At 68.6% G+C, this 24980-nt stretch carries 22 protein-coding genes; 13 read left to right on the top strand and 9 right to left on the bottom strand.

Annotated features, from left to right (window positions below; genetic code table 11):
* Positions 1–22: 22 nt before the first annotated feature.
* The 7 genes from FOC67_RS18265 (at position 23) to FOC67_RS18235 (ending at position 9860) form a co-directional block, all read left to right on the top strand.
* Positions 23–538 carry an RNA polymerase sigma factor gene (locus FOC67_RS18265; protein ID WP_003107536.1) on the top strand — a complete coding sequence of 172 codons (516 nt, stop codon included), beginning with the start codon at positions 23–25 and terminating at the stop codon, positions 536–538.
* A 64-nt stretch (positions 539–602) separates the two neighbouring features.
* Entirely contained in the window at positions 603–1589 is a 987-nt protein-coding gene (locus FOC67_RS18260) for a FecR family protein (RefSeq protein ID WP_022579688.1), read from the top strand.
* Between the two features lie 210 nt (positions 1590–1799).
* Positions 1800–4475 carry a heme uptake receptor HasR gene (gene hasR, locus FOC67_RS18255; RefSeq protein WP_009313657.1) on the top strand — a complete coding sequence of 892 codons (2676 nt, stop codon included), beginning with the start codon at positions 1800–1802 and terminating at the stop codon, positions 4473–4475.
* A gap of 85 nt (positions 4476–4560) precedes the next feature.
* Positions 4561–5178, top strand: coding sequence for a heme acquisition protein HasA (gene hasA / locus FOC67_RS18250; RefSeq protein ID WP_003091842.1), 618 nt, complete (start codon positions 4561–4563; stop codon positions 5176–5178).
* A 217-nt stretch (positions 5179–5395) separates the two neighbouring features.
* Positions 5396–7186, top strand: a complete 1791-nt coding sequence (locus FOC67_RS18245) for a type I secretion system permease/ATPase (protein ID WP_017149245.1) — start codon at positions 5396–5398, stop codon at positions 7184–7186.
* On the top strand, positions 7183–8508 hold the full coding sequence (locus tag FOC67_RS18240) for an HlyD family type I secretion periplasmic adaptor subunit (RefSeq protein ID WP_009313662.1): 1326 nt from the start codon (positions 7183–7185) through the stop codon (positions 8506–8508). The genes FOC67_RS18245 and FOC67_RS18240 overlap by 4 nt, the downstream gene beginning before the upstream one ends.
* The gene (locus FOC67_RS18235; protein ID WP_009313663.1) at positions 8505–9860 is read left to right on the top strand and encodes a TolC family outer membrane protein; all 1356 of its coding nucleotides are present in this window, start codon (positions 8505–8507) and stop codon (positions 9858–9860) included. Before FOC67_RS18240 ends, FOC67_RS18235 begins: the two co-directional genes overlap by 4 nt.
* Here the strand turns inward: FOC67_RS18235 and FOC67_RS18230 are convergent.
* Entirely contained in the window at positions 9853–10140 is a 288-nt protein-coding gene (locus FOC67_RS18230) for a DUF3509 domain-containing protein (protein WP_003091839.1), read from the bottom strand. The genes FOC67_RS18235 and FOC67_RS18230 overlap by 8 nt on opposite strands.
* Before the next feature lie 174 nt (positions 10141–10314).
* Between FOC67_RS18230 and FOC67_RS18225 the strand changes: the two genes are divergently transcribed.
* The 5 genes from FOC67_RS18225 (at position 10315) to FOC67_RS18205 (ending at position 14585) form a co-directional block, all read left to right on the top strand.
* On the top strand, positions 10315–10800 hold the full coding sequence (locus tag FOC67_RS18225) for a phosphate-starvation-inducible protein PsiE (RefSeq protein ID WP_003091838.1): 486 nt from the start codon (positions 10315–10317) through the stop codon (positions 10798–10800).
* 112 nt (positions 10801–10912) lie between these two features.
* Positions 10913–11884, top strand: a complete 972-nt coding sequence (locus tag FOC67_RS18220; protein ID WP_009313665.1) for an HlyD family secretion protein — start codon at positions 10913–10915, stop codon at positions 11882–11884.
* Positions 11885–11887: 3 nt separating this feature from the next.
* Positions 11888–13060, top strand: coding sequence for an ABC transporter permease (locus tag FOC67_RS18215; RefSeq protein ID WP_003130238.1), 1173 nt, complete (start codon positions 11888–11890; stop codon positions 13058–13060).
* Positions 13057–14190 (top strand): ABC transporter permease, encoded by a 1134-nt coding sequence (locus FOC67_RS18210; protein WP_003098675.1) that lies wholly within the window; start codon positions 13057–13059, stop codon positions 14188–14190. Before FOC67_RS18215 ends, FOC67_RS18210 begins: the two co-directional genes overlap by 4 nt.
* A gap of 53 nt (positions 14191–14243) precedes the next feature.
* Positions 14244–14585 (top strand): YceK/YidQ family lipoprotein, encoded by a 342-nt coding sequence (locus FOC67_RS18205; RefSeq protein WP_003098676.1) that lies wholly within the window; start codon positions 14244–14246, stop codon positions 14583–14585.
* Position 14586: 1 nt separating this feature from the next.
* Here the strand turns inward: FOC67_RS18205 and FOC67_RS18200 are convergent, their stop codons facing one another.
* A complete protein-coding gene (locus FOC67_RS18200) occupies positions 14587–15513 on the bottom strand; it encodes a LysR family transcriptional regulator (RefSeq protein ID WP_003091833.1) in 927 nt (308 codons plus the stop codon).
* A gap of 274 nt (positions 15514–15787) precedes the next feature.
* On the opposite strand from FOC67_RS18200, the gene fpr reads away from it, so the two are divergent.
* Entirely contained in the window at positions 15788–16564 is a 777-nt protein-coding gene (gene fpr, locus FOC67_RS18195; RefSeq protein ID WP_003091832.1) for a ferredoxin-NADP reductase, read from the top strand.
* A gap of 82 nt (positions 16565–16646) precedes the next feature.
* Here fpr and FOC67_RS18190 read toward each other — a convergent pair whose 3' ends face one another.
* The 7 genes from FOC67_RS18190 to FOC67_RS18160 all read right to left on the bottom strand — a co-directional run bounded on the left by FOC67_RS18190 (position 16647) and on the right by FOC67_RS18160 (position 24954).
* Positions 16647–17183 (bottom strand): nitrous oxide reductase accessory protein NosL, encoded by a 537-nt coding sequence (locus FOC67_RS18190; protein WP_003091829.1) that lies wholly within the window; start codon positions 17181–17183, stop codon positions 16647–16649.
* 16 nt (positions 17184–17199) lie between these two features.
* A complete protein-coding gene (locus tag FOC67_RS18185; RefSeq protein WP_003122216.1) occupies positions 17200–18027 on the bottom strand; it encodes an ABC transporter permease in 828 nt (275 codons plus the stop codon).
* Positions 18018–18932 (bottom strand): ABC transporter ATP-binding protein, encoded by a 915-nt coding sequence (locus FOC67_RS18180; protein ID WP_009313669.1) that lies wholly within the window; start codon positions 18930–18932, stop codon positions 18018–18020. Before FOC67_RS18180 ends, FOC67_RS18185 begins: the two co-directional genes overlap by 10 nt.
* Positions 18929–20215, bottom strand: coding sequence for a nitrous oxide reductase family maturation protein NosD (locus FOC67_RS18175; protein WP_079455786.1), 1287 nt, complete (start codon positions 20213–20215; stop codon positions 18929–18931). Before FOC67_RS18175 ends, FOC67_RS18180 begins: the two co-directional genes overlap by 4 nt.
* On the bottom strand, positions 20212–22122 hold the full coding sequence (gene nosZ / locus FOC67_RS18170) for a TAT-dependent nitrous-oxide reductase (RefSeq protein ID WP_003138228.1): 1911 nt from the start codon (positions 22120–22122) through the stop codon (positions 20212–20214). The genes FOC67_RS18175 and nosZ overlap by 4 nt, the downstream gene beginning before the upstream one ends.
* 42 nt (positions 22123–22164) lie before the next feature.
* Positions 22165–24312: a transcriptional regulator NosR gene (gene nosR, locus FOC67_RS18165; RefSeq protein ID WP_031627537.1), complete on the bottom strand. Its 2148-nt coding sequence runs from the start codon at positions 24310–24312 to the stop codon at positions 22165–22167.
* 228 nt (positions 24313–24540) lie between these two features.
* A complete protein-coding gene (locus FOC67_RS18160) occupies positions 24541–24954 on the bottom strand; it encodes a VOC family protein (protein ID WP_003098688.1) in 414 nt (137 codons plus the stop codon).
* Between the last annotated feature and the right edge of the window lie 26 nt (positions 24955–24980).

The following is a 24980-nucleotide window of genomic DNA, read 5'->3' as shown; positions in this document are numbered from 1 at the left end:
CTGCCCTTCTGAAAGGACGTGGGTGGATGCGCCGTTGGCGGAGCAGGATCTCAAGGCACTGTTTCTCAGGCATGCCCGGCAGTTGCAGTCGTATCTGTTGCGCAAGACCCGCGATCCGCACCTGGCGGCGGACCTGGCGCAGGAAAGCTTCCTGCGCCTGGCCGAGCAGCGGCACAAGGAGCCGATCGAGCATGTCGACGCCTATCTCTACCGCACCGCGCACAACCTCACCATCGACCATTACCGGCAGGAACGGCGGCGCCGCACCGAGACCCGCCCCAACGACGACCTCGCCGGGTTCGTCGCCGACCAGCCCGGCCCCGAGGAGTCCGCGGTGGATGCCGATGCGCTTGCCCGCCTGCGCGAGATAGTCGCCGAACTGCCGCCGCGCACCCGTGAGATCTTCCGTCTCAACCGTCTGGAGGGGCTGACCCATGCCGAGGTGGCGAGACGCCTGGAAATCTCCGATAGCTCGGTGCAGAAGCACCTGGCCCGCGCCCTGGCCCATGTGATGCAGGCACTCGAGGATTCCCGCTGAATGGATTACCGAGTCTTGCCGGTTCGCGCGTCTGAACCTCAATAACGACCAACGAGAGCCGCACGTGAACAGCCCCCAGGAACAACAGCAGATCCGCCAGCAGGCCGCCGAATGGGCGATCCGCCTGGACGGCGGCGACCTCGACCGGTCCCGGCGCGAAGCGCTGGACGGCTGGCTGGCGGCCGACCCCCGGCACCCGGCCGCGCTGGCGCTGGCGCAACGGACCTGGAAACAGCTGGGATCGCTGGCCGAACCGCGGACGATGGTTCAGACGGCGGTCGCCAGCGCGCCGCGCCGCGCCGGGGGGCGGCGCAAGGGCTGGCGCGGCTGGGCCGCGGCGGCGGCGGTGCTGCTGGCCCTGGGCAGCGCCTGGAACGAACGCGACGCCGGCGTGAGCTGGCTGGCCGACCACGCCACCGGCAAGGGCGAGGTGCGCATCCTGCGGCTGGTGGATGGCAGCGAGGTCGAGCTGGACGCACAGAGCGCCATCGATGTCGCCTACGACAGCCGCGAGCGACGGGTGCGCCTGCTCGAAGGCAGCGCGATCTTCCGCGCCGCCCCACGCGCGGGCCGGGAGACCCGGCCCTTCGTGGTGGAAAGCGCCGGCGGCAGCACTCGCGCGCTGGGCACTCGGTTCCTGGTCAGCCGCAACGACGACGGCAGCGTCCAGGTCGGGGTGCTCGAACACCGCGTCGCGGTGGCCCTGGCGCATCCGCGCACGGGGACCGTCGGACGCCGCGAGCTGGGCGAGGGCGAGAGCCTGCGCTACAGCGCGGAGGGCGGCGTCGAGGCGCCGCTGGGCGGTCGCCTCGACGACCTGACCAGTTGGCGGCGCGGCCTGCTGGTCTTCGACGAGCAGCCGCTGGGCGAGGTGGTGGCGCGCCTCAATCGCTACCGGCCGGGGCATTTGCTGGTGGCTCCCGGTGCGTTGGCGCAGCGGCGGGTCAGCGGGGTATTCCGGGTCGCCGACCTGGAGGCCTCGTTGCAGTCGATCAGCGATGAGCTGGGCGTGCGCAGCCTGGGCCTGGCGGGAGTGACGCTGCTGTACTGAGCGGCGCGATCGCTTCCGAGAGCCTCGACCACGGGCCGGGCAGTCGCCCCGCGCGCTTGTTCCGGCAGGGGCCGGGAAGCGCATTTTCGAGCCGTGGATCCCGCCGGCGAAAAATTTTCTCGATTTCCGTTACTGACTTTCCCTGCCTCCATCGTTCTCTTAACGAGACTGATTCTTATTACACAAAAACGATGGAGTGTAGGCGCTGTCATGAAACATCGTGGATGGAGTGCCGTGCGAGGCGGTCGCAAGGGGGCGCAACTGGCCCTGGGGCTGGGCCTGGTCCTGCTGGGAACGGCCGCGCTACCGCTGCATGCGCAAGACGGGGCGGACTCGGCGAGCCAGCAGCAGACCGCGTTGCGCCGGGTCCGGCTGGACATCCCGGCACAACCGCTGAACCGCGCCCTGCTGCGATTCGCCGAGCAGGCCGGGGTCCAGGTGTTCTTCGACAGCCAGCGTTTCGCCGGTCTCGGCAGCGCGGCGGTGCACGGCGAATATGTGCTGGCCGACGGCCTGAGCCAGATGCTCCAGGGCAGCCCGGTGGAATACCGCTTCTCCGGCAAGGACCAATTGAGCCTGATCCGCGTCAGCCAGGACGACCTGGTGCAGATGTCGCCCTCGGTGATCTCCGCCGCGCGTCCGGACGACTGGGTCTACCAGACGCCGCATTCGGTCAGCGTGATCGGCCGCGAGCAGATCGAGCGCAACCCGCCGCGGCATGCCGCCGACATGCTCGAGGAAACCCCCGGGGTGTACTCCTCGGTGAGCCAGCAGGACCCCGGCCTGTCGGTGAACATCCGTGGCATCCAGGACTACGGGCGGGTCAACATGTCGGTCGACGGCATGCGCCAGAACTACCAGCAGAGCGGCCACCAGCAGCGCAACGGGACGCTCTACGTCGATCCCGAGCTGCTCAGCGAGGTGGTCATCGACAAGGGCGCCAGCTCGGCCATGGGCGGCGCCGGGGTGATCGGCGGGATCGCCAACTTCCGCACCCTGGAGGCCCGCGACCTGGTCAAGCCGGGCAAGCAGGTCGGTGGCCGGGTGCGCCTCACCAGCGGCCTGGGCGGCGACGCCAACGGCACCCACTTCATCGGCAGCGCGGCCTTCGCCATCGGCACCGAGGCCTGGGACATGCTGGTCGCCGCCAGCGAGCGCCACCTGGGCGACTACGACCCGGGGACCAAGGGCAGCATCGGCGAGCTGCGCACCGGCGCCTGGTTCAATCCCGAGGCCGGGCAGCGGGTCAAGCATTCGCCGGTGGCCTACTCCGGCTACGTGATGCGCTCGCGACTGGCCAAGCTTGGCGTCGCCCTGCCGCAGGACCAGCGCCTGCAGTTCAGCTACCTGACCACCCAGGTGTCCTACGACGACGCCAACATGCTCAACACCGAGAACCAGGCGCTCTGGGAAAAGCTCGGCAGCAGCGACGTGCGTGCGCAGAACTTCGCCATCGACTACGGCTACGCGCCGGACAACCCGTTGGTGGACTTCAAGGCCAAGCTCTACTACGTCGACAACCGCAACCGCCAGCAGACCCTGCAACGCGGTATCACCCCCGGCTACTCGATCACCTACCAGACCGACACCTACGGCGCGCAGGCGCAGAACACCTCGACCTTCGCTCTCGACGATCTCTCCACGCTGCGCGCCAACTATGGCCTGGAGTTCTTCTACGACAAGGTGCGGCCGGACTCCAGCCAGCCGCGGGCGAGCACCTCGGCGGTCGGCTTCCCTGCGGCCGAAGGCATGACCCCCAAGGGCGACCGCGCCCTCGGTAGCCTGTTCGCCCGTCTCGACTACGACTACGACGACTGGCTCAACCTCAACGCCGGGCTGCGTTACGACCGCTACCGCCTGCGCGGCGACACCGGCTTCAACGCGCGCACCTTCATCCTTGGCACCACCCGGCAGACCGACATGCCGCTGCAATACGCCGTCGACCGCGAGGAGGGGCGCTTCTCGCCGACCTTCGGCCTGTCGGTCAAGCCCGGTGTCGACTGGTTGCAGCTGTTCGCCACCTACGGCAAGGGCTGGCGCCCGCCGGCGGTGACCGAGAGCCTGATCACCGGCCGCCCCCACGGCGGCGGCGCGGAAAACATGTACCCCAACCCGTTCCTCAGTCCGGAGCGCTCGAAGGCCTGGGAAGTCGGCTTCAACGTGCTGAAGGAGAACCTCTGGTTCAGCGACGACCGCCTGGGCCTGAAGGTCGCCTACTTCGACACCCGGGTCGACGACTTCATCTTCATGGGCATGGGCATGCAGCCGCCGGGCTACGGCATGGCCGGGATCGGCAACAGCGCCTACGTCAACAACCTCGACAGCACGCGCTTCCGTGGCGTCGAGTACCAGCTCGACTACGATGCCGGGCTGGCCTACGGGCAGCTCTCCTACACGCACATGATCGGCAGCAACGACTTCTGTTCGAAGACCGCCTGGCTCGGCGGCGTCACCCAGACGGTGAAGGGCAGCGGTCGCCGCCCGCCGGTGATCGACATGCGGCCGGACGAGCAGGCCAACGCCGCCACCCATTGCAGCGCGGTGCTCGGCTCCGCCGAACACATGCCGATGGACCGCGGCTCGCTGACCCTGGGCATGCGCTTCTTCGACCGCAGGCTGGACGTCGGCGCCCGTGCCCGCTACAGCGAAGGCTACTCGGTGGCTGGCGGCGCCACGGTGTCGCAGGCCGGCGTGTACCCGGCGGACTGGAAGGAATACACCGTCTACGACCTGTACGGCAGCTACCGGGTGAGCGATGAACTGACCCTGCGCCTGGCCATGGAGAACGTCACCGACCGCGCCTACCTGGTGCCGCTGGGCGACGTGCTGGCCTTCACCCTCGGTCGCGGGCGGACCCTGCAAGGCACCCTCGAATACCAGTTCTGACCCCCGTTTTGCCCAGTGAAGGGCAAAACCGGAGCGGGCATCCGTGCGCTCCGGCATTCACCACTCGTTGAATTGGAGTTTTGGCATGAGCATTTCGATTTCCTACAGCACCACCTACAGCGGCTGGACCGTAGCGGATTACCTGGCGGACTGGTCGGCCTACTTCGGCGACGTCAACCATCGTCCGGGCCAGGTGGTGGACGGCAGCAATACCGGCGGCTTCAACCCCGGTCCGTTCGACGGCAGCCAGTACGCGCTGAAGAGCACCGCCAGCGACGCGGCCTTCATCGCCGGCGGCGACCTCCACTACACCCTGTTCAGCAACCCCAGCCACACCCTGTGGGGCAAGCTGGACAGCATCGCCCTCGGCGACACCCTGACCGGCGGCGCCTCCAGCGGTGGCTACGCCCTGGACAGCCAGGAGGTGAGCTTCAGCAACCTGGGCCTGGATTCGCCGATCGCCCAGGGCCGCGACGGCACCGTGCACAAGGTGGTCTACGGCCTGATGAGCGGTGACAGCAGCGCCCTGCAGGGGCAGATCGACGCGCTGCTGAAAGCGGTCGACCCGAGCCTGTCGATCAACTCCACCTTCGACCAGTTGGCCGCGGCCGGCGTCGCCCATGCCACCCCGGCTGCGGCAGCGGCGGAAATCGGCGTGGTCGGCGTGCAGGAACTGCCGCACGACCTGGCCCTGGCGGCCTGAGCAACTGTCCACGATAGCGTTCGTGGACTGCTTGCGCTAAAGGCCGGAGAGGAGTTGGCGCTCCTCTCCGGCGCACGAACCGCCGTCGCTGCGCCTCGCACCCGTGGCGACGGCGGCCCCCGGATTGTTCCTCCGCCGGCCGTGCCCGGCAAGCGGAGACTGCCGCAATGTCCTCCGGGCCCGCTCGCGGCCCGGACACCCACAGGACCCGACTCCGATGAAGCTCCGGCCGGCCTCGCCGCGCAATGAAATCCTCGCCACCCTCGGCCGCTTCCGCCCGGCGCTGCGCAGCGTCGCGCTGTTCACCGCGGTGATCAACCTGCTGATGCTGGCGCCGTCGCTGTACATGCTGCAGGTCTACGACCGGGTGCTCGGCTCCGGCAACCACATGACCCTGCTGATGCTGACCCTCATGGTGCTCGGCCTCTACCTGCTGCTCGGCGCCCTGGAGTGGGTGCGCAGCCTGGTGGTGATCCGCCTCGGCGGCCAGCTCGACATGCAACTCAACCAGCGCATCTACGACGCCTCGTTCCGCGCCAGCCTGGAGCGCGGCGAGCAGGCCGCCGGGCAGGCGCTGAACGACCTGACCAGCCTGCGCCAGTTCCTCACCGGCAACGCCCTGTTCGCCTTCTTCGACGCGCCCTGGTTCCCGCTCTACCTGCTGGTGATCTTCCTCTTCAGCCCCTGGCTCGGCCTGCTCGCCCTGGTTGGGGCGCTGTTGCTGGTGCTGCTCGCCTGGGTCAACGAAAGCCGCTCGCGCGAACCGCTGGCCGAGGCCGGGCAACTGTCGATCCTCGCCACCCAGCAGGCCTCGGCCAACCTGCGCCAGGCGGAAACCCTGGCGGCAATGGGCATGTTGCCGGCCATGCGTGCGCGCTGGTTCGCCCAGCACCAGGCCTTCCTTGCCCGGCAGAACCTCGGCAGCGAGCGCAGTGCGGCGATCGGCGCGACCTCCAAGGGCGTACGCCTGGCCTTGCAGTCGCTGGTGCTCGGCCTCGGCGCCTGGCTGGCGGTGGAAGGCCTGATCACCCCGGGGATGATGATCGCCGGCTCGATCCTGATGGGCCGCGTGCTCAGCCCCATCGACCAGTTGATCGCGGTCTGGCGCCAGTGGAGCGGCGCGCGGCAGGCCTACCAGCGGCTGGCGCGGCTGCTCGAGGAGAATCCGCCGGCTGCCCTGGGCATGCCGCTGCCGGCGCCGCGCGGCGCGTTGCGCGTCGAGCGGCTCTGCGCGGCCGCGCCGGGACGCGAGCAGGCATTGTTGCAGGACCTCGGTTTCGCCCTGGAGCCTGGCGAAGCGCTCGGCGTGATCGGGCCGTCCGGTTCCGGCAAGTCGACCCTGGCGCGCTTGCTGGTGGGCGCCTGGCAGCCGCTGTCCGGCGCGGTGCGCTTGGACGGCGCCGACCTGCGGCAGTGGAGCGCGGCGGCACTGGGGCCGCACATCGGCTACCTGGCCCAGGACGTGCAACTGTTCGCCGGCAGCATCGCCGAGAACATCGCGCGCTTCGCCGAGGTGGATGCCGAGAAGGTGGTGGCGGCAGCGCGCCTGGCCGGCGTACACGACCTGGTGCTGCGCCTGCCGCAGGGCTACGACACGCGCCTTGGCGACGGCGGCGCCGGTCTCTCCGGCGGCCAGCGCCAGCGCATCGGCCTGGCCCGCGCGCTGTACGGGCGACCGGCGCTGATCGTGCTCGACGAACCCAATGCCAGTCTCGACGAGGCGGGTGAGGCGGCCCTGGCCGAGGCCATCGCGGCGATGCGCCGGCAGGGCAGCAGCCTGGTGCTGGTCACCCACAAGCCGGCGGTGCTGGCGCTGACCGACAAGCTGTTGTTGCTGCATGGCGGGCGCCTGCAGCGTTTCGGCGCGACCGCCGAGGTGCTCGCCAGCGCCTCGCCGCCGGCCGCTGCGGCCCCGGCGCCGACACGGCCGACGCCGGCGTTCGGTTTCGGCTACCGGCCGGGACCGGGGATGCCGGTCGGCGGTGTGCCGGGAGGAGCGGCGCGATGAGCGGCCAGGCGCGGTTGCGCGAAGTCGGCGGCGCGGCGCTGGAACTGGACGAGAAGCGTTTTTCCCGGCTCGGCTGGGGGTTGGTGCTGCTCGGCTTCGTCGGCTTTCTCCTGTGGGCCGGGTTGGCCCCGCTGGACAAGGGTGTCGGGGTCTCCGGCACGGTGATGGTGGCCGGTAGCCGCAAGGCCGTGCAGCACCCTACCGGCGGCCTGGTCAGGCACATCCGCGTGCACGAAGGCGAGCGGGTGGAGGCAGGACAGGTGCTGCTGGAGATGGACGCTACCCAGGCCCGGGCCCAGGCCGATGGCCTGTTCGCCCAGTACCTGGCGGCGCTGGCGAGTCTGGCGCGGCTGAGCGCCGAGCGCGATGAAAAGGCGCGGATCGAGTTTCCCGCCGAGCTGCTGGCGCTGGACGACCCGCGCCTGCCGACCCTGCTGGAACAGCAGCGGCAGTTGCACGACAGCCGTCGGCGGGCGCTGCGCCTGGAACTCGATGGTCTCGCCGAGACGGTCGCCGGCAGCCAGGCGCAACTGGACGGCCTGCAAGCCGCGCTGCGCAGCAAGGAGCAGCAGCGCGCCGCCCTCGAGGAACAGTTGCGCGGCCTGCGCCAACTGGCCAGCGAGGGCTACGTGCCGCGCAACCGCCTGCTCGACAGCGAGCGCCTGCTGGCCCAGGTCAACGGCGAGATCGCCGGCGACCTCGGCAGCCTCGGCAGTACCCGCCGGCAGATCCTCGAACTGCGCCTGCGCATGGCCCAGCGGCGGGAGAAGTTCCAGGAAGAGGTGCGCGCCAGCCTGGCCGACGCCCAGGTGCGCGCCGAGGAGTTGCGCAATCGCCTGGCCAGCGCGCGCTTCGACCTGGCCAACAGCGAGGTACGGGCGCCGGTCGCCGGCCTGGTGGTCGGCCAGGAAGTGTTCACCGAGGGCGGCGTGATCGCGCCCGGCCAGCAACTGATGGAAATCCTCCCGGAGCGCCAGCCGCTGCTGGTGGACGCTCGGCTGCCGGTGGAGATGGTCGACAAGGTCCGCGTCGGCTTGCCGGTGGAGCTGATGTTCAGCGCCTTCAGCCAGAGCACTACGCCGCGGGTGGAGGGCGAAGTGACCCTGGTTTCGGCCGACCGCCTGCTGGACGAGCGCAGCGAGGCGCCGTACTACCGGGTGCGCATCCGCGTAGGGGAGGAGGGCGTACGTCGCCTGGCCGGCCTGGAGATCCGCCCGGGGATGCCGGTGGAGGCCTTCGTCCGCAGCGGCGAGCGCTCGCTGCTGAACTACCTGTTCAAGCCGCTGGCCGACCGTACCCACCTGGCGCTGGGGGAAGAATGAATCGCCTGCGAGCCTGCCTGCTGTCCTCCGCGCTGCTTTCGGCCTCTTCGGCCCAGGCGCTGGGCCTGCTGGACGCCTACCAACTGGCGGTGCGCCACGACCCGACCTTCCAGGCGGCGCTCCACGAGCGCCGCGCCGGCAGCGAAAACCGCGCCATCGGCCGTGCCGGCCTGCTGCCGAGCCTGCGCTACGACTACAACAAGGCGCGCAACGACTCCACCGTCAGCCAGGGCGACGCCCGCGTCGAGCGCGACTATCGCAGCTACGCCTCGACCCTCAGCCTGGAGCAGCCGCTGTTCGACTACGAGGCCTACGCGCGCTACCGCCAGGGCGAAGCCCAGGCGCTGTTCGCCGACGAACAGTTCCGCGGGCGCAGCCAGGAACTGGCGGTGCGCCTGTTCGCCGCCTACAGCGAAACCCTGTTCGCCCGCGAGCAGGTGGTCCTGGCCGAGGCCCAGCGGCGCGCCCTGGAAACCCAGCTGGCGTTCAACCAGCGTGCCTTCGAGGAAGGCGAGGGCACCCGCACCGACCTGCTGGAGACCCGCGCCCGGCTGAGCCTGACCCGCGCCGAGGAGATCGCCGCCGGCGATCGTGCGGCGGCGGCGCGACGTACGCTGGAAGCGATGCTCGGGAAGGCGCTGGAGAACCGCGAGCTGGCCGCGCCCATCGAGCGTTTCCCGGCGCTGCGCCTGCAGCCAGCGACCTTCGAAGGCTGGCGCCAGGTGGCCCTGCAACGCAGCGCCGAGCTGGGCGCCCAGCGCCATGCGCTGGAGGCGGCAGCCTACGAGGTGGAGCGCAATCGTGCCGGCCACTTGCCCAGGCTCAGCCTCTACGCCAGCAGCAGCAAGACGCACTCGGCTTCGGAAAGCACCTACGAGCAGAAATACGACACCGACAGTGTCGGCCTGCGTCTCAGCCTGCCGCTGTTCGAGGGCGGGCGGGTGTCGGCGGCGACCCGCCAGGCCGGCGACAAGTACGCCCAGGCCCAGGCCGAGCTGGATGCCCAGGTGGCCAGTGTGATCAATGACCTGCACAGCCAGTTCGACCTGACCGCCAGCAGCCTGGCCAAGGTGCGCGCCTATGAGATGGCGGTGGCGGCGGCGCGCGAACAGGTGACGGCGACGCGGCGCAGCGTCGCCGGCGGGGAGCGGGTCAATCGCGACGTGCTGGACGCCGAACAGCAGTTCTACGGCGCCCGCCGCGACCTGGCGGAAGCGCGCTACGCCTACCTCAACGCCTGGCTGCGCCTGCGCCAGCTGGCGGGGGTGCTGGAAGACCGCGACCTGGCGGTGCTGGCCGCCTATTTCGGCGCCGGCGAAGGACGCGCGCAGGTCGCCGCTGCCATCAGATAGCTATCGGCCAGCGTGCCTTGCCTTGGGTCATCGCCTGCAACAGTTGCGGCGCGCTGGTGCCGTTTTCGATGGCGATGCCGAAGCGGATGCTCTCGATCATCCGCTGCAACTGTTCCAGGTCATGCAGTTGCGCCGGTCGGATCAGGCGCTTGGCGGCGACCCCGCGTTCGTTGGAGAGGGTGAGGACGATGCTGCCGTCCGGCCGCTCCAGGCTGAGGTTGACCCGGTACTCGGCCTGGAAGGCCTCGGTGAGGAGCTGGAAAGGGCTGCTGTCGGTCATGGCGGACCACCTGAATGCTGTCGTGCTGGTTGGGACTGGGTGCCGCCCGGAAAGTTCTTTGTCACCGCCGGGCTGTACCCTGCGCCGACGTGCGGACGTCTATCTGCGCACGTGCCTTGGCCTGGGCCTTGCACGCTTCGGGCCAGGTGGCCGTCGTCTTTGTCGGGAGTAGCTATGAAACAGAATTGGGCCGAGCGCCTGCGCGCAAGCATGCACCACCAGGCGGAGAGCCTCGGCAACCTGCTGGTGGAGGCGTTCCACTACCTGGCCCTGTTCGCCATCGGCGCCACGGTGTTCTGGGCGGCGGGCGCGGCCTTCCTGGGGATGGTGAACAAGGGGCATGCGTCGATCGACGACATCCTCCTGCTGTTCATCTACCTCGAGCTGGGCGCGATGGTCGGTATCTACTTCAAGACCAACCACATGCCGGTACGCTTCCTGATCTACGTGGCGATGACCGCGCTGACCCGCCTGATGATCGCCGACATCCAGCACAACCATACGCCGGACGATGGCATCATCCTGGTCTCGGTGGCGTTGCTCCTGCTGGCGCTGGCGATCCTGGTGGTGCGCTTCGCCTCGGCGCGCTTCCCTTCGGCGAAGTCCGACGGCGCCGCCGCGCGGCGGGTGGCGAGCGAGGACGCCGAAGGGGAAGCCTGATTCGTCGCCGCGCCGGAGCCGGTCTCCGGCGCGCTTCCGCCCGGCGCGCCGGCCAGCGCAACGGCCTGGCAATGTACTACCATCGCCCGGTCGTGTTCAGGAAGCCTGCCCCATGAAGGGATGGAAACTCTTTACCCCGCTGCTGATCCTCGCGATCGTCGCCATCACCCTCTACCTGCGCCTGCACAATCCGCCCCTGCTGTTGCAGGGCGAGGCGGACGCCACCAACGTCATCGTTTCCTCCAAGGCCAAGGGCCGGGTCCAGGTGATGCACGTGCGGCGCGGCGACGAGGTGAAGCAGGGCGACCTGCTGATCAGCCTCGACAGCCCCGAGCTGGAAGCCCAGCTCGATGCCCTGCACGCGGCGCGCAACCAGGCCCAGGCGCAGCTCGACGAGTCGCTCCACGGTACCCGCGAGGAGAGCATCCGCGCGCTCAAGGCCAGCCTGGCACAGGCCGAGGCCGAGTTGCGCAACGCCGAGTCGGATTTCCAGCGCAACCAGCAGATGGTCGAGCGCGGCTTCCTCTCGCGGACCCAGTTCGACCTCTCGCGGCGTGAGCGCGATGTCGCCCGCGACCGCGTCGCCGAGGCGCGGGCCAATCTCGACGAAGGCCTCAAGGGTGACCGCGAGGAGCGCCGCCAGGCGTTGCAGGCCGCGGTGCGCCGGGCCGACGCGCAGATCGCCGAGCTACAGGCGCAGATCGACGACCTGCAGGTGCGCGCGCCGGTCAACGGCGAGGTCGGGCCGATCCCCGCCGAACAGGGCGAACTGATCAACGCCTACAGTCCGCTGCTGACGCTGGTGCGGCTGGACGACAGCTACTTCGTCTTCAACCTGCGCGAGGACATCCTGGCCAAGGTGCGCAAGGGCGACCGCATCGTCATGCAGGTGCCCGGCCTGGGCGGCGCCGAGGTCGAGACCGAACTGCGCTACATCGCCCCGCTGGGCGACTTCTCGACCAGGCGCGCGACCCGCGCCACCGGCGATTTCGACCTGAAGACCTTCGAGACCCGCTTCTACCCGTTGCAGCCGACACCCGGCCTGCGCCCGGGCATGAGCGCGCTGTGGCGCTGGACGAACTGAGCGATGGCGTGGGCCGCGCTGAAGCGCAACGCCAGCCGTTTCGTCCAGGCGTTCAACACCGAGACGCGGATCGCCTGCCGCAGCTGGACCATCCACTGGCTCGGCTGGTGCTGGCCGCTGCTGCTGTTCGGCGTGATCAGCGGCGTCTACCAGGCCGGTACCCTGCTGGACATGCCGCTGGCGGTGGTCGACAAGGACCATAGCCAACTGTCGCGCAAGCTGATCCGCGACCTCGACGCGACCTCCCACGCCCAGGTGATCACCGTTCCCGCCGGCGTCCAGGAGGGGCTCGACGCGATCCGTCGGGCCGATGCCTACGCCTTGCTCTACATCCCGCCGGACTTCGAGGCCGACGTGCTCGGCGGGCGCGCGCCGAAGGCCGAGCTGTACTACAACGCGCTGCTGTATTCGGCCGGCTACGCCGCCACCCAGGACTTCTCGGCGCTGGTCGCCAGCCTCAACGGCGAATTGCGTCCGCGCCTGGCCGCCGGGATGCCGGCGGCGCTGCCGCACCTGGCGAGCATCAGCGTGTCCTACGACAGCCTGTTCAATGCCAGCGGCAACTACATCTATTACCAGCAGTTCGCCGCCATCGTGCACCTGCTACAGCTGTTCGTGATCGTCACCATGGTGCATGTGCTGGCCCGCGAGGCGCCGGAACTGCGCGCCTCCTCGCCGCACATCCTGCGGGCCAAGGCCCTCGGCGTACGCCTGGTGGGCAAGCTGGCGCCCTACACGCTGCTGTTCACCGCGCTGCTGATGCTGGAAATCTTCCTGCTGGTGGCGTTCTCCGGCGCGCGCATCAACGGCAGCCCGCTGGCGATGCTGATGATCACGCTGTTCTACGTGATTGCCGCGCAGAGCGTCGGGCTGGTGCTGTTCGTCTTCACCGCCAACCGCTTCACTGCCTATTCGCTGGTGGGCATGCTGATCGGCGTCGCCCAGACCTACTCGGGAGTGCTGATCCCGGAACTGGCGATGCCGACCCTGGCGCGGGTGATCGCCGAGGCCGAGCCGCTGACCCACACCCTGCACGGCCTGTTCGACCAGTTCCTGCGCCAGGCGCCGCCCAGTTCGGCGCTCTACACCTGCGCCAAGCTGGCGCTGTACCCGCTGATCGCCTACATGATCGCCAAGATGCGCCTGCGCAGTCGCCTGGACCTGAGCCCGATATGAAGAACTACCTGCAGATCCTCCGGGAAACCCTGAAGGCCATGCTGTCCAAGCCGATGTGGCTGATGGTCGTGGCCTCGGTGTGCATCACCTCGCTGCCGTACATGAACCACACCGCCCTCGACCTGCCGGTGGCGGTGGTCGACGAGGACCACAGCGACGTGTCGCGCGAGCTGGTCCGGCTGCTCGATTCGGCGCCGAAGGTCGCCGTGGTCGGCTACGACAGCCTGCCGCAGGCCAAGCGCGACCTGGCCTGGCGCGAGCTGTACGCGATCATCGTGATCCCGCTGAACTTCGAGAAGCGCCTGCTGCGCGGCGAGGCGCTGGTGATCCCGTACTTCGGCGATGCCACCAACCGCATGGCCAACGGCCAGATCCAGCAGGACATCTCGGCGGTCTACAGCGCGCTGACCAACCGCTACAACGCTGCCCTGCTGGAACGCGAAGGCTTCACCGCGACCCAGGCGCAGGTGGTGCTGAGCCCGCTGGTAGGGCAATTGACCGACCTGTTCAACCCCGGCATCAGCTTCGCCGCGATCGTTCTTCCGGGGCTGCTGTCGCTGATCCTGCAACACAGCCTGCTGCTCGGCTGCACCCGCGGCAACATCATGCTGCGCGGCGGCACCCCGCGCTACATGCGCCAGCCGCTGTCGACCCGCTTCGGCCGCTACAGCGCGCAACTGCTGATCTGGACCGTGCTGGCGATGCTCTTCTACGTGATCTGGCCGCACCTGCTGGGCTATCGCCAGTCGGCCTCGTTCTTCATGCTGCTGGGGATCGTCCTGCCGTTCCTGATCGCGGTGATCGCCCTCAGCGAGTTCATCGCCGAGCTGCTGCCCACCGAGGAATCGGTGTACCTGACCATGACCTTCATCACCCTGCCACTGTTCTACATGGCCGGCTACAGCTGGCCGGAACAGGCCATGCCGGACTGGGTACGCTGGCTGGCCGACGCGATCCCCTCGACCTGGGCGATCCGCGCCATCGCCGAGATGAACCAGATGGACCTGCCGCTGCGCGAAGTCAGCGACCATGCCCTGGTGCTGCTGGGCATGGCCGCCACCTATGCGTTGCTGGGTACGCTGCTGTACCAGTACCGCAACTGGCGCTGGGACAACGTCAAGGGTTGGTGAAGCGGCGCAAGGCCGGCCATACTCGGCTGGCGTTCGCACAGGGAGATGAAGGAATGTTTCGTTCGGGGCTTTCTTTGCTGGTGCTTCTGGGGCTCGCCACGCTCGGCGGGTGCGGTTCCGTCAACACGCTGGTGCGCGACGACGCCAGCGCCGCCCACGACTTGCGCCTGAAGGCGACCGCCTGCACCAGCCTGCCGCGGGTGTACAGCGGGGTCAGCTACACCTTCTGCCGGCTCAACGTGAAGACCGGGTCGCCGGTGGCGCCGGCGCAAGCCGACGGCATCCTCGAGGTGCTGGCCCTCGACTTCGCGCTGTCCGGGGTGATCGACACCCTCGCGCTGCCCTATACCTCGTACCGCCAGTACCGCGACGGCAACCTGTCCCTGGCCAACTGAGTCAGGGAATCAGCGGCAGCACGATCTCGTCGCTGCGGCTGATCCCGGCGGTCTCGCTGCGGCACAGGTCGAGGAACTCGCGCATGGTCGCAGTCTGGTACTTCTGCTTGTGCCAGATGAAGTAGAACTGCCGGCGCAGGTCCAGGCCGGGCGTTTCCACCGGCACCAGGCTGCCGCGGCGGAAAGCGTCGCGCAGGGCCAGGCGGGAAATGCAGCCGATGCCCAGGCCGGACTCCACGGCACGCTTGATCGCCTCGGTGTGCTCCAGCTCCAGGCGGATGTTCAGCGGCCGCGGGTGATGACGCATGGCCTGGTCGAAGGTCAGGCGGGTGCCGGAGCCCTGCTCGCGGAGGATCCAGGCCTCTCGCGTCAGCCGTTCCAGGTCGGCGCCGCCCCGCCGCGCCAGCGGATGCTGGGGGGCGCAGAACACCACCAGTTCGTCCTCCATCCAGGGTTGCACCTCGATGTCCGGATGCCGGCAGTCGCCCTCGATCAGGCCCAGGTCCAGCTCGTAGTGGGCGACCTGCTGCACCACCTGGGCGGTGTTGTGCACGTGCAGGCGCACCCGGCAGTCCGGCTGGCGCTGCATGAAGGCGCCGATCAGCAGCGTGGCCAGGTAGTTGCCGATGGTCAGGGTGGCGCCGAGGTCGAGGGAGCCGAAGGCGGTCTTGCCGTTGAGCAGGTTCTCGATTTCCTCGCCGCGGTCGAGCAGCGCCACCGCCTGCGGCAGCAGTTGGCGGCCGAGGGCATTGAGGGTCAGGCGCTTGCCGGCGCGGTCGAACAGCTTGCAGTCGAACTGCCGCTCCAGCTCGCCGAGCGAGGTGCTGGTCGCCGACTGCGACAGCGACAGCCCCTCGGCGGCGCGGGAGACGCTCTCCTGCTGGGCCACGGCGACGAACACCTCGAGCTGGCGGAGGGTGAATTTCATCCAGGCTTCCTCGTCTAGAGCGAAAGGCCCCCGCGACATTTTGCCGTTCCGTCGGCGGGGTTGGCTCGGTTATCCTTGCGCCCCGTCCGCGGGAGCGATGGGAGCCCTCGGCGGCCGGCGGCCGACCGATATCGTGTTATCCCATATCCATATTCTGGATAAGCATTATCCAGACAATTCATTTTGCGGATATTTTGGCAACCGATAAAATGCCGCGCAACTGCGTCACGTCTGCTGCTGTTGGTGTGCGCCCGCGTTTTCCTAGGAGTCTTTGATGAGCAATCTGTACACCGAGCGCGTTCTCAGCGTGCACCACTGGAACGACACCCTGTTCAGCTTCAAGACCACCCGCAACCCGGGTCTGCGCTTCAAGACCGGCCAGTTCGTGATGATCGGCCTGGAAGTCGACGGTCGCCCGCTGATGCGCGCCTACAGCATTGCCAGCCCGAACTACGAAGAGCACCTGGAGTTCTTCAGCATCAAGGTCCCGGACGGCCCGCTGACCTCGCGCCTGCAGCACCTGAAGGAAGGCGACGAGCTGATGGTCAGCCGCAAGCCGACCGGCACCCTGGTGCACGACGACCTGCTGCCCGGCAAGCACCTCTACCTGCTCAGCACCGGCACCGGCATGGCGCCCTTCCTCAGCGTGATCCAGGACCCGGAAACCTACGAGCGCTACGAGAAGGTGATCCTGGTCCACGGCGTGCGCTGGGTCAGCGAACTGGCCTACGCCGACTTCATCACCAAGGTCCTGCCGGAACACGAGTACTTCGGCGACCAGGTGAAAGAGAAGTTGATCTACTACCCGCTGGTGACCCGCGAGCCGTTCCGCAACCAGGGCCGCCAGACCGACCTGATGCGCAGCGGCAAGCTGTTCGAGGACATCGGCCTGCCGCCGATGAATCCGCAGGACGACCGTGCGATGATCTGCGGCAGCCCGAGCATGCTGGAAGAGACCAGCGCCGTGCTCGACAGCTTCGGCCTGAAGATCTCGCCGCGCATGGGCGAGCCGGGCGACTACCTGATCGAGCGCGCCTTCGTCGAGAAGTAGGCCTCCGCCGCGCCTCGTCGCGCCAGGCGAAGAAAGCCCCTGCCGTATCCGCGGCAGGGGCTTTCTGCTTTCCGGCCCCCGCTCAGTGCGCCGGGTGCCGGTGCGGGTGGTCGCCGCCCACGCCTTGCAGCACCGCCTGGTCGATCTCGTCGAAGCGCAGTACCCGGCCGCCTTCCTCGGCCGCCAGGCGCGTCGCGGCCTCTTCGTCGGCGAACGAGGCGAGGGTAGCGCCCATGCCGCCCGGCCGCTGGATGCCGACCACGTAGTAGGCGCGGGTGGCGTCGATCAGGCGGGCGTCGTCGGGGTGCCGCCAGTCGGCCTGGCTCATGTCGTGGACATACAGGCGCGCCTGGCCCTGGCGGTTTTCCGGTTGCAGCCACCAGCCGAACAGTTCGGCGGTGGAGCAGAACTTGCGCACCGCGCCGGGAAGCACCGCCTCGCCCTTGGGACCGGGCATTTCCTCGATGAGCATGCCGCAGACGTGGCATTCGTCGCCGCTGGCGATCGGCACCGGGCCGAGTGCCGTGGCGTCGTCCCGCGACGCATCGCAGCCGGCCAGCAGCAGGCCGAGCAGGAGCGTGCCGAGCAGAGGGCGCAGGGGGAGGGTATGACGTTGCATGGCGGAACCTCGTGAGTCAGATGGGGCGGCGGCGGAACAGGCCGTGGGCCAGCGCCAGGGCAGCGCAGGCCCAGAGGGCCAGGGCCAGCCAGAGGGCGCTGGCGGACACCGGCAGGTCGCTGGCCAGGGGAACCACCCCGCCGGCGGCGGCTGCGTCGAAGCCGGACAGGTTGATCAGCCGGTAGAGGTCGGTCGGGTTGAGCAGCAACAGCCAGGGCAGCAGCCGCGGGCTCAGGTGACCCTGGCTGAGGACCAGGATCGCCAGCAGGGCCAGGTCGAACAGCAGGACGAAGAAGAACCACAGGCCGAGCGCCTGCCCGGCGGCGCTGGATTTCTCGCTGGCGCGGCTGCTCAGGGCGTAGGCCAGGGCGAGGAACACGCAGCCGAGCAGCAGCGAGGAACCCATGAAGCGGCCGAAGGCGCCCAGCAGGATGGCCGCCTCGACCTCCGGCACCAGCACGAGGATCGCCAGCGCCGCGCTGCCGAAGCCGATCAGGGTGGCCAGGGCGAGGATCAGGCCGTGACCGAGGAACTTGCCGAGCAGCAACTGGCCGCGCCCCAGCGGGTAGGTCAGGAGCAGCAGCAGGGTGCCGCCTTCCTCCTCGCCGACGATGGCGTCGTAGGCCAGCAGCAGGGCGATCAGCGGCATCAGGAAGGTGGCCAGGCTGGTCAGGCTGGCGACCGTCGCCGGCACCGAGGTGAAGCCGACCTGGCCGGCCGCGGCGGCGCCGAACCAGGCGATGCCCACCGAGAGCAGGGCGAACAGCAGGCTGATCGCCAGCAGCCAGCGATTGCGCAGGCCGTCGGCCAGTTCCTTGCGGGCGATGGTCCAGACTACGGGCATGGCGTGGCTCCGGTGGGGGCGGGGGACATGTGGTGGCGATAGAGGTCCTCCAGCGACGGCGGCAGGATCTCCAGCTCGAACTCGCGCGCGGCCAGCAGCGCTTCCAGCACGCCGTCGCGCTCGGCATCGTCCAGCAGTACCTCGATGCGCTGGCCGTCCAGTCTCCGCGCCGCCAGGCCGGCCCGGCGCCAGCGTTCGAGCCACTGCGGGTTATGTGGGCTGGCCAGGCGCACGCGGGTCGGCAGAGCCGCCTTGCGGCGCAGTTCGGCGAGGCTGCCGGCCACTTGCAGGCGGCCGCCGGCGAGAATCGCGGCGCGGTCGATGTGCGTCTCGACGCCGGGCAGCACATGGGAGCAGAGGACGATCCCGGTACCCTGGCCGCGCAGGCGGTCGAGCAATTGGTAAAGCTCGACGGTGGCCAGCGGGTCGAGGCCCACCGTCGGTTCGTCGAGCAGCAGCAGGCGCGGTTCGCCGAGCAGCGCCTGGGCCAGGCCGAGGCGCTGGCGCATGCCCTTCGAGTAGGTTTTCAGGCGCCACCTGGCGGCATGGCCGAGGCCGACCTGTTCCAGCAGGCGCGCGGCTTCGGCCGGCGCCACGCCCTTGAGGCGGGCGAAGTGGCGCAGGGTTTCCGCGCCGCTGAGCTGCGGGTAGAAGGTCACGTTCTCCGGCAGGTAGCCGAGCTGGCGGCGCGCCTCCAGGCTTCTTGCATCGTGGCCGAGGACCCGCACGCGGCCTTCGCTGGGGGCCAACAGGCCGAGGACCAGCTTGATGGTGGTGGTCTTGCCGGCGCCGTTGTGGCCGAGCAGGCCGAGCACCTCGCCGGGCTCCAGGCGCAGGTCGAGCCCGCTCAGGGCGGTGAGGGCGCCGTAGCGCAGGGTCGCGCCGTCGATCTCGACCAGGCTCATGGCCTCGGCTCCGCGGCGGGCATCCGCATCAGCGGATGGCTGTCGCGCACGCCGGGCGAGCGCACCACCGGGAAGGCGCGCTGGACCCAGCGCAACAACTCGATGCTCGGGCTGTTCAACAGCAGGCGTACCTGCGGGTACAGCCAGATCAGCCGGTCGACGTTGTCGTTGGGCTCGTAGGCGACGTCGCCGAGACCGTCGTCGTCGCGGTCCCAGCCCAGGTAGTCGCTCCAGTAGTTGCCGCGGCCGTCGGCGGACCACTCCTGCTCGCGGCTGGCGACGTACTTGACCTGCTGGCGGTTGCCTATGAAGGCGTTGCCGGCGATGCGATTGTCCTCCGAGCCGGCGGTGAGGTGGATGCCCAGGGCGCTGTCGGCGAAGCTGTTGCCTTCGATGCGGTTGAACAGCGAGTTGTAGATGAACAGCGCCTTGCCCTCGGCGCCGGAAATCATCGCGTCGCCGGTGCTGCCGCTGCGCACGCCCTCGACGCGGTTGCCGGCCAGGGTCGAGTAGGTGATGTAGTTCATCAGGATGCCGTAGTTCTCGTCGTCGATGGAGCGGTTGCCGGTCACGGTCAGCTTGCGGCTCTGCATCAGCGCGTAGCCGGTGCGGGTGCGCCGGGTCAGGTTGTCGGTCACCCGGCTGTTGTGGGTGAACATGTAGTGCACGCCGTAGCGCAGGTCCTCGAAGCGGTTGGCTTCGATGCTGCTGTCGTTGGAAGTGTCGATGTAGACCCCGTCGCGGGTGTGGCTGACCCGGTTGCCGCGGACCAGGGCGTCCTTCACCGCATAGAGGTGGATGCCGTTGCCGCGATCCTGGGAGCGCACGCTTTCGTCGCCCTCGATGCGGTTGTCGAGCACCTGCGCGCCCGCCGTGGCGTCGAGCCAGACGCCGAAGCCCGCGCCGCGCAGGTCGTTGCCGCGGATCACGGCGCCGCTGGCGGCCTTGCCGACGAAGATCGCGGCGTCGAGTTCGGTCAGGTTGCGCCCCCAGTTGCGCAGCCGGCAGCCCTCGATGGTGATCCCGGGGCTGGTCAGGGTCAGCAGGCTGCCGTGGCCGCCGCCGTCCAGTTCGGCGCCGGCCTCGCAGCGCAGGTGCAGCGGTCGGTCGATGACGAAGTTGCCGGCGTAGCGGCCCGCCGCCAGGCTCCAGCGGCCATCGCCGTCGGCCCGCAGCGGCAGGCCGTCGACCGGCTCCGCGCGGGCCGTGGCGAGGCCGAGCAGGAGCAGGGCGAGGAGCGGTCCCGCCCGGCGCCCGGCCATCGACCGCGCTGCGTGGATCAAGCCTTTTCCACCAGCATCCGCCCGCACATTTCCATGTGCAGGGCGTGGCAGAACCAGCTGCAGTAGTACCAGTGCACCCCGGGCTTATCGGCGACGAAGGTGATCGACGAGGTCTGTTGCGGGCTGATCTCCATGCAGACGCCGTGGTTGACCATGACGAAGCCGTGGGTCACGTCCTCGATCTCGTCGAGGTTGGTGATGGTCACGGTGACTTCGTCGCCCTGCTTCACCTTGAACTCGGTGAGGCCGAAGGAGGGCGCCATCGAGACCATGTAGACGCGGACCTTGTTGCCCTCGCGGATGACCTTGTTGTCCTTCATCAGGTCGATGCCGTCCTTTTCCGCGCGCTTGACCGTCTCGGCGAAGAACGGGTCCTTGCGGTCCCAGATCTTGCGGGTCTTGATCTGGTCGCGGCGGGCGAGGATGCAATCGTGCGGTTCGGCGAAGGTCGGACCGTCGTGGACCAGCTTCATTTCCTCGCCGGAAATGTCGATCAACTGGTCGTTCTCCGGGTGCAGCGGACCGGTGGGCAGGAAGCGGTCCTTGGAGAACTTGCTGAGCACCACGATCCACTTGCCGTCGGCTTCGCTGGTCTCGCACAGGGTGGCGTGGTTGTGCCCCGGCTGGTACTGCACGTCGAGCTTCTGGCGGATGTAGTCGACCTTCTCGCCCTTGTAGGCGCGCACCGCGTCGGCGAGGTTCCACTTCACCAACTGGCTGTCGATGAACAGCGTGGTGTAGGCGTTGCCTCGGCCATCGAAGGTGGTGTGCAGCGGGCCGAGGCCCAGTTCCGGCTCGCCCACCACCACGTCGCGCGGGTCGGCCAGCTTGCCGGCGAACAGGTCGCCGAGGCGCTCGATGGCGATCATGGTGCAGGTCGGCGAGAGCTTGCCGTTGGCGATGAAGTACTTGCCGTCCGGCGAGGTGTTCAGCCCGTGGGGATTCTTCGGTACCGGGATGTAGCGGGTCACCGGGCTGTCCTTGCCGTCCTTGCGCCGGCCGTCGACCACCGGCACCTTCGAGTCGCCGAGGGTGACGAAGCGCTTCGCCTTGATCTCGGCCTCGATGCGCGGGATGTCGAACACCACCACCCAGTCGCGCTCGTTGCGCATCATGCCGCCGAGGTCGACGGCCTTCTCCGAGTTGTAGCAGGTGGAGGCGGCGAACCTGCCGCTGTAGTCCATGTCGGTGTTGTCGAGGTTGCCGTCGACGATCACCTGCCAGGCCACTTCCATGGTCTCGGCGTCGATGGCGTTGTACAGGGTGAAGGCGTTGTCGCCGGACAGGTCGAAGGTCGAGCCGTCGTTGGGATGGGGGATGATGAACTCGGCGTTGCAGAACACGTAGCGGGTATGCGGCACCTTTTGCAGGCGCAGGCCGTGGATCGCCTGGACGTTGGGAATGGTGACGATGCGGTCGCACTTCATGACGTCCAGGCGGATGCGCGCGACCCGGCTGTTGGCCTTGTCGTTGATGAACAGGTACTTGCCGTCGTACTTGCCGTCGGTCATCGAGATGTGCGGATGGTGGCAGTCGCCGTTGAGGAAACGTGCGCCGTCGCCGAGGACCCGCTTGCTCTCGTTGGTCAGGCCCCAGCCGGTGGCCGAGTCGACGTTGAACACCGGTATGCGCATCAGCTCGCGCATCGACGGCACGCCGAGCACGCGTACTTCGCCGGAATGTCCGCCGCTCCAGAACCCGTAGTACTCATCCAGTTCGCCGGGGGCGACCTCGGCCTTGCTGCGCTCGCCCTTGCCCGCGGCCCGGGCCTCGCGGCCGACCACCGCGCTGCCCAGGGCGCTGGCACCAACCAGGGCGGCGGCTCCGGTCAGCGCCGAGGCGCCGAGGAAGCCGCGGCGGTTCAGGCCGTGGGTTTCTTCGTGGGGGCTTTTCGTGTCGTCGCTCATCTCGTGTCGTCCTCAAGGGCAGTCAGGGGAAAGGGAGCCAGGTCAGAGGTTCTCCGCGGGTATTCGCGCGTTGTCCGCCGGCGCGCTCTTCGCGCGCTTCTTGCGCTTGTTCACCAGCGGCGGGCACTTGTCCTGGTCGTGGTAGGTCATCTGGCAGTCGAGGCAGTAGTGGCATTCGTTGGCCTCGATGCGGCCGTCCGGATGGATCGCCTGGATCTCGCATTCGCGGGCACAGAGCTGGCACGGCTTGCCGCATTCCGCGCGGCGCTTGAGCCAGTCGAACAGGCGCGCCTTGGCCGGGATCGCCAGGGCCGCGCCCAGCGGGCAGAGGTAGCGGCAATAGACCTTGCGGGTGAACAGGTTGACCACCAGCAGCGCGACGGCGTAGGCGACGAACCACCACTGGCGGTCGAAGCCGAGGGTGATGGCGGTCTTGAACGGCTCCACCTCCGCGGCCTGCTCGGCCAGCGCCAGGGATTCCAGGGAGAGACCGAAGAGCACCAGCAGGATGATGTACTTGATCGCCCAGAGCCGCTCGTGCACGGCGAACGGCACCTGGAACTGCGGCACGCGGAGCTTGCGCGCGAGTTCGTTGAGCAGTTCCTGTAGCGCACCGAACGGGCACAGCCAGCCGCAGAACACGCCGCGGCCCCAGAGCAGCAGGCTGGCTGCGGTGAAGGTCCAGAGGATGAACAGCAGCGGGTCGCTGAGGAACAGCTCCCAGCGGAAGCCTTCGAACAGCGCGTGGACGAAGGTCAGCACGTTGACCACCGATAGCTGGCCGAGGCTGTACCAGCCCAGGTAGACCAGGGTGAACGCCAGGTAGCCGGTGCGCAGTCGCTGCATCAGGCGCGGCCGTCGCACCAGGCGGTCCTGGAGGAAGAGGATCGCCAGGAGCAGGACGAGGGCGGTACAGAGGACCCCGATCTGGAAACTCTTCTGGTACCAGACCCGCAGCCACAGCGGCCGGGCAGCCTCTTCCAGGGCGGCCAGTTCCTCGGCCGTTGGCTGCGGCCGCTCCAGGTATTCCTCGGGCGTCTGGCAGGCCAGCTCGAAGCTGGTGAATACCCCCGCCACCGGGCCGGTCTGGCGCCGCACGAGCAACTCCAGGGTCCAGGGCGAGCCCGGATCGAAACGCTGGCTGGCGCGGGCGACGAAGATCGCCATCTCGCGGAACTCCGGCATGCCTTCGGCGTAGACGTCCGACAGGCGCTGGTAGTCGAGGTCGCGGAAGCTGATGATGTCGCCGAACTGGCGCAGTTGGACCCGATCGAAGATGCCACCGCGCACGTAGCCGGAACCCTTGAAGGAATACTCGCCGTCGCCGAGCACGACGAAGGCGTATTCGCCTGGCTTCAGCGACGCCATCAGTTCGCGGTACTGGTTGTCGCCGAGCAGGCTGCGGCCCACCGCGGGAGGGTTGAGCAGGGCGCTGTAGAGATCGATGAACGGCTCGTCGCGGTGCGCCGCGTCGGCTTCGCCGATGCCTTCGGCCTCGCTGCCCTTGAAGGCGTCGTCGATCTGCCCGCGACTCAACTGCAGGCGGCGGATCGCGCCGTTGCCGAGCAATTCGCTCCAGCTCGCCGTCGCTGCCGGCTGCTGGCGCACCTGCGCCGGCTTGGGCCGCACATTGCCGCGGTCCTCGATCAGGCCGAGGGAAACCGCCACCGTATGTGCGGCGCGCATGACGATCTCGTTGACCACCATCACCGTCACCGTGGCGCCGCTCACCGCGTCGACGGTAACCGCCTGCGGGTCGCTGGAGCGGCCGACCACCACCCGCTGGTCGGCGCGCACGCCGTCGTACCTGGCGCTGAAGGCGTGCAGCTTCTCTTCCGGGATGCCGATCAGCAGGATCGGTTCGTGGTGTTCGAGGACGTAGGCGTCGCGGATAACCGCCTGCGGATCGAGGATCACCTGCAGGTTGATCGGCTTGCCGGAGTAGGCCGGGATGTCGGTGACGCTGAGGGTCTGGAAGGCGTAGCCGAGGGTTTCCTCGCCCTTGCTCAGGCGGCGTACGCCGTAGTCGCCTTCGGGGTCGCCGATCCGCTCGACCGCGGGGAATACCTGGGCGATGCGCAGACGCTCCAACTCGCTGAGTTCGGCACCCTGGGCGGCGAGGCCGACCAGCAGGAGCATCCAGGCGAAGACACACCGCCACGATCCGGCGGAAAAACGAAGGGCGCGCATAGGTTCCATCTACTACTGGCTACCGGCGAAAAAAGGGACGCCGCGCTGCGGTGGGGTCTGCGCCTGGCGGTGGAATCGCTTCCGTTGCCGGATGCTAGGAGGAGCGGGGGCGGAACGCGCTTGATGAAAGTCAAGAAGTGGAGATGAGGAGCCAGCGAGGTTGCTGGCACTGAGTGTACCGAGTCGCCCCTCTCCCTTCAGGGAGAGGGGGAGAGGGCTGCCCGAGGCTCAGGCCAGGCGCTGCCCGGATACCGCCGGATGGTACAGCGGCTGCACCTTGTTGCCCGCCGGGTCGAGCAGGTGGAAGCTGCGCGCGCCGTCGCCGTGGTCGAAGGGTTGGTCGAGCAGGGTCACGCCCAGCGCCTTCAGGTAACGGTACCAGGCTTCCAGTTCCTCCACGCTGTCGACGACGAAGCCGTAGTGATCCATGGTCTGCAGGCCGTTGCTGGCGGCGTGGGCGCGGCCGAGGGAAAGGTTGTCGTTGCCGCAGGTGAGATACACCAGGTCTTCGTTGGCGCGGTTCAGCACTTCCATGCCCAGCACGTCGACATAGAAGCGTTCGCATTCTTCCAGGTTGGGCACCAGCAGGGCGAGGTGACGCAGGCCGTTGAGACGGGAGGGGCGGGCAGGGCGGTCGGACATGGGCTTGCTTCCTTTTTTGTATACAA

The organism is Pseudomonas sp. FDAARGOS_761 (assembly GCF_013343155.1).
GTDB lineage: Bacteria > Pseudomonadota > Gammaproteobacteria > Pseudomonadales > Pseudomonadaceae > Pseudomonas > Pseudomonas aeruginosa.
This window is presented reverse-complemented; position numbering and strand designations above follow the sequence as displayed.